The 3907-nt window shown below is 71.1% G+C and carries 4 protein-coding genes; 2 read left to right on the top strand and 2 right to left on the bottom strand.

What is annotated here, in order from left to right; all coding sequences use genetic code 11:
- Positions 1-690 (top strand): hypothetical protein (locus tag G6018_RS09885; RefSeq protein ID WP_182639502.1); only part of this gene is annotated, 690 nt, incomplete at its 5' end.
- A 24-nt stretch (positions 691-714) separates the two neighbouring features.
- Here the strand turns inward: G6018_RS09885 and G6018_RS09880 are convergent.
- Together G6018_RS09880 and G6018_RS09875 are read right to left on the bottom strand one after the other, a co-directional pair.
- The gene (locus tag G6018_RS09880; protein ID WP_182617006.1) at positions 715-1536 is read right to left on the bottom strand and encodes an SDR family oxidoreductase; all 822 of its coding nucleotides are present in this window, start codon (positions 1534-1536) and stop codon (positions 715-717) included.
- Positions 1533-2765: an acyl-CoA dehydrogenase family protein gene (locus G6018_RS09875; protein ID WP_182610490.1), complete on the bottom strand. Its 1233-nt coding sequence runs from the start codon at positions 2763-2765 to the stop codon at positions 1533-1535. Before G6018_RS09875 ends, G6018_RS09880 begins: the two co-directional genes overlap by 4 nt.
- Positions 2766-2843: 78 nt before the next feature.
- Between G6018_RS09875 and G6018_RS09870 the strand changes: the two genes are divergently transcribed.
- Positions 2844-3698, top strand: a complete 855-nt coding sequence (locus G6018_RS09870) for a mycofactocin-coupled SDR family oxidoreductase (RefSeq protein ID WP_182639501.1) — start codon at positions 2844-2846, stop codon at positions 3696-3698.
- The last annotated feature ends 209 nt before the right edge of the window (positions 3699-3907 follow it).

The raw sequence follows: 3907 nt of genomic DNA, 5'->3' as shown, positions 1-3907 counted from the left end.
ATCGGCGAGACCGGCGACGACGACACCCCCGCGGGCACCACCACCGCGGTGGCCGAGGCGCCCCGGGACCAGCCGACGAGCGCACCGGGCGCGCCGGACGCAGGCGTCGACCAGTTGGTGCTGAACGCCGACGACGCCCCCGAACTGGGCCTGTCCCCCGTCTCGTCCGAGGACATCGCGGGAGGGGTCGGCGCGCTGGAGGACATCGCCGCGGGGATCCGTGTCGACCCCGAGCGTTGCGCGGACTTCAGCCAGGACGCCTTCCTCGCCCAGGCCGAACCGGGCGCGATGGCGATCCAGGCGGGCCAGAGCGGGAACTCCGCGTACGCGGTGTCCGTGACGACGGTGACCGACAGCCTTCCCGCTCGTGAGCAGCTCATCGCCGACTGCCCGACCATGACGGTCACGATCCCCCTCGAGGGGACCGAGGTGACCACCCGGGCCGAGAACTCGCTGCTGGAACTCCAGGCTCCCGAGGGCGTGGAGCACTTCGCCGCCATCTCGCAGACCAACACCATGGACATGATGGGTCAGGAGATGCTCACGGGGAACGTCCTGATCACCGGGGTCGTGCGGGGGATCGGAGTCTCCGTCACGGTCGCCAACGGTGTGGGGCCGGTCTCCGACGTGGAACGGGACACGGCTGTGGACGCCTTCGGCAAGCAGGTCGAGAAGATCCGGAACGCCTAGCCCCGGGCCCGGGGCCACCGCGGGTCAGGCCCGCTGGGACGAGATGGAGACGACCTCCCCGGTGAGGTAGGTGGTGTAGTCGCTGGCGAGCATGGCGATGGTCGCGGCCACCTCCCAGACGTCGGCGGCCCGCCCGAACGCCTCCTTGGCGGCGAGCTCGTCGAGGAGCTCGGCGGAGGCCGACTTCTCCAGGAACGCGTGGCGGGCGATGGAGGGCGCGATCGCGTTGATGCGCACGCCGAAGTCGGCGCCCTCGATCGCGGAACACCGGGTGAGCGCCATGACGCCGGCCTTGGCCGCCGCGTAGTGCGCCTGCGCCCGCTGCGCGCGCCACCCCAGCACCGAGGCGTTGTTGACGATCACCCCGTTGTGGGGCACGTCGCGGAAGTACCGCAGCGCCGCGCGGGTCGCGCGGAACGTGCCGTTGAGCGTGATGTCGAGGACCCGGTCCCAGTCCTCGTCGGTCATGTCGACCAGCTCACCCTCGCCTCCGAAGCCGGCGTTGTTGACCAGCACGTCGATGCGGCCGAGCTTTTCGGCGGCGCCGGAGATCAGCGCGTCGACGTCCGAGGTCGACTGCACGTTGCAGGTGATGGCCTCGAACCGCTGCTCGGGGAACTCGGCGGCGAGCGTGTCGCGGGCCTCGTTCATGCGGCGCTCGTGGAAGTCCGACACCAGCACGTCGGCACCCTCGAGCGCGGCGCGACGTGCGGCCGAGAACCCGATCCCCGTGCCGGCGGCCGCCGTCACCACGACCTTCTTGCCCGCGAGCAGCCCGTGTCCCGGGGTCTCCTCGGGCACCGTGGACAGCGGGGACGCGGCGAGGGGGGACTTGTGCTGGGTCATGACGGCCTGGCCTCTCGGGGTAGTCCGAGCACGCGCTCGGAGATGATGTTGCGCTGGATCTCGTTGGATCCGCCGTAGATGGTGTCGGAGCGGGTGAACAGGAACAGCCGCTGCCACCGCGCCAACTCGAGATGCTCCGGGTCGTGCAGGTCGTTGGCCGCGCCCTCGGAGTCGTGCGTGGGCCCGGTGAGCGACTCCGCCCCCTGCACGGTCATCGCCAGCTCGCCCAGATCGCGGTGCCAGGTGGCCCACAGGAGTTTGGCCGCGGAGGCGTTACCCCCGGAGGCGTCGCGCTCGGCGAGGGTACGCAGCGCATGGGCGCGGATCACCTTGAGCCCGACCCAGGCGCGCGTGATCCGTTCGCGCACCGCGGGGACCTCCGCGCTGCCGTTGGACCGGGCCATGGCCACGATCTGGTCGAGCTCGCGGGCGAAGCCCACCTGCTGACCGAGCGTGGACACACCCCGCTCGAACTCCAGCAGGGTCATGGCGACCTTCCAGCCCTCGCCCCGCTCCCCCACGATCATCCCGGCGTCGGTGACGGCATCGTCGAAGAAGACCTCGTTGAACTCCGAGGTCCCGGTGAGCTGCTGGATCGGCCTGATCTCGACGCCCGGCTGGTCCAGCGGCACCAGCAGGAAGCTCAGACCCTTGTGACGGCTGGTCCCCTCCTCGGTCCGGGCCACGACGAACACCCACTGGCTCAGGTGCGCCAGGGAGGTCCACACCTTCTGCCCGTGCAGATGCCATCTGCCGTCCTCGCCCAGGCGCGCGGTGGTGGACACGTTCGCCAGATCGGATCCGGCGCCGGGCTCGGAGTACCCCTGCGCCCACAGTTCGGTGACGTCGAGGATCCGCGGCAGGAAACGGTCCTTCTGCTCCTGCGTACCGTGCGCGATGAGGGTGGGCCCGAGCAGCGTCTCGCCCAGGTGCGACACCCGCGCCGGGGCGTCGGCCTTGGCGTACTCCTCGTGCACGCGGACCTGCTGGCTCAGGGATGCCCCGCGGCCGCCGTACTCGACCGGCCAGCCCACGCAGGTCCACCCGGCCTCGGCCATGTGCCGCTCCCAGGCCAGGCGTCGGGCGAAGAACTGGTGCTCGCTGCCGGGCCCGCCGGTGCCCTTGATCTCGGCGAAGTCTCCGGTCAGGTTGTCGTCCAGCCACGTGCGGAACTCCGCGGCGAACTCGTCGTCGGTCATCTCCGACGCCGGCCTGGTGCTCTGGGTCATGGGGCCACTCTACCAAGCACTTGCTTGGTTTGCCGGAACCGGCCGCCCCCACTGACCGCGTCGGGTGTGATGGTCGACATGAGCACACCCGTCACGCCCCTGGAGGGCAAGGTCGCACTGGTCACCGGCGCCGCCCGGGCACAGGGCCGGGCCCACGCCGTCCGTCTCGCCTCGGAGGGCGCGGACGTCGTGGTCACCGACATCTGCGCCCCCGTATCCGAGTCCGTCTCCTACCCGGCGCCGACACCGGACGATCTCGCCGAGACCGTTCGCCTGGTCGAGGAGGCCGGGGGCAGATCCCTCTCGGCCGTCCTCGACATCCGGGAACTGGGCGCGCTGCAGGACCTGGTCACCCGCACCATCGCCACCTTCGGCCGGCTGGACATCGTCGTCGCCAACGCCGGCGTCCTCACCTGGGGCCGGCTGTGGGAGCTGCCGGAGGACGACTGGGACATGGTCATCGGCGTCAACCTCAGCGGCACGTGGCGGACGATCCGCGCGGCGGTGCCGGCGATGATCTCCGCGGGCAACGGCGGGTCGATCATCATCGTCAGCTCGTCGGCGGGCCTCAAGGCCACGCCGGGCAACGGGCACTACTCGGCCTCCAAGGCCGGCCTGGTCGCGCTGACCAACTCACTCGCCCTCGAGGCGGGCGAGTTCGGCATCCGGGTCAACTCGATCCACCCGTACTCGGTGGACACGCCGATGATCGACCCCGACGGCATGGCGGAGATCTTCGGCCGGTTCCCGTCGTACCTGCACAGCTTCTCGCCGATGCCCCTCAAGAACGTCCTCGCGGACGGCGTCAGCACCCTGGCGGACTTCATGCCCCCCGAGGAGGTCGCCGACGTGGTGTCGTTCCTGGCCGGGGACGGTTCCCGCTCGATCTCGGGGGTCCAGGTCCCGTTCGACCGGGGTGCGCTCAGGTACTGAGCACGGGGCCGACCAAGCAGGTGCTTGGTACCGTGGTGGGCGCCACACCCGCAGCACCCGAGGAGTCCGCGATGAACGACAGCTCCACCGCCGCCCCCCGCGACGTCGAGACCACCGCCGCCGCCCTGCGCCGGGCGGCGGCACTCTGGCCGGATCGCGAGGCGGTCGCCGACGTCCAGCCCGGTCAGGACACCCGGTGGACGTGGGCG

This window comes from Dietzia sp. DQ11-44 (assembly GCF_014145205.1).
GTDB classification, from domain to species: Bacteria; Actinomycetota; Actinomycetes; order Mycobacteriales; family Mycobacteriaceae; genus Dietzia; species Dietzia natronolimnaea.
Note: the sequence above shows the minus strand (reverse complement) of the source record. Positions and strands in the feature narration are given on the sequence as shown.

What these genes read in the sequence shown, in the direction of transcription:
- G6018_RS09870 (WP_182639501.1), top strand. Translation starts at nt 2,844, where the DNA reads ATGAGCACACCCGTCACGCCCCTGGAGGGCAAGGTCGCACTGGTCACC.
- G6018_RS09880 (WP_182617006.1), bottom strand. Translation starts at nt 1,536, where the DNA reads ATGACCCAGCACAAGTCCCCCCTCGCCGCGTCCCCGCTGTCCACGGTG.
- G6018_RS09875 (WP_182610490.1), bottom strand. Translation starts at nt 2,765, where the DNA reads ATGACCCAGAGCACCAGGCCGGCGTCGGAGATGACCGACGACGAGTTC.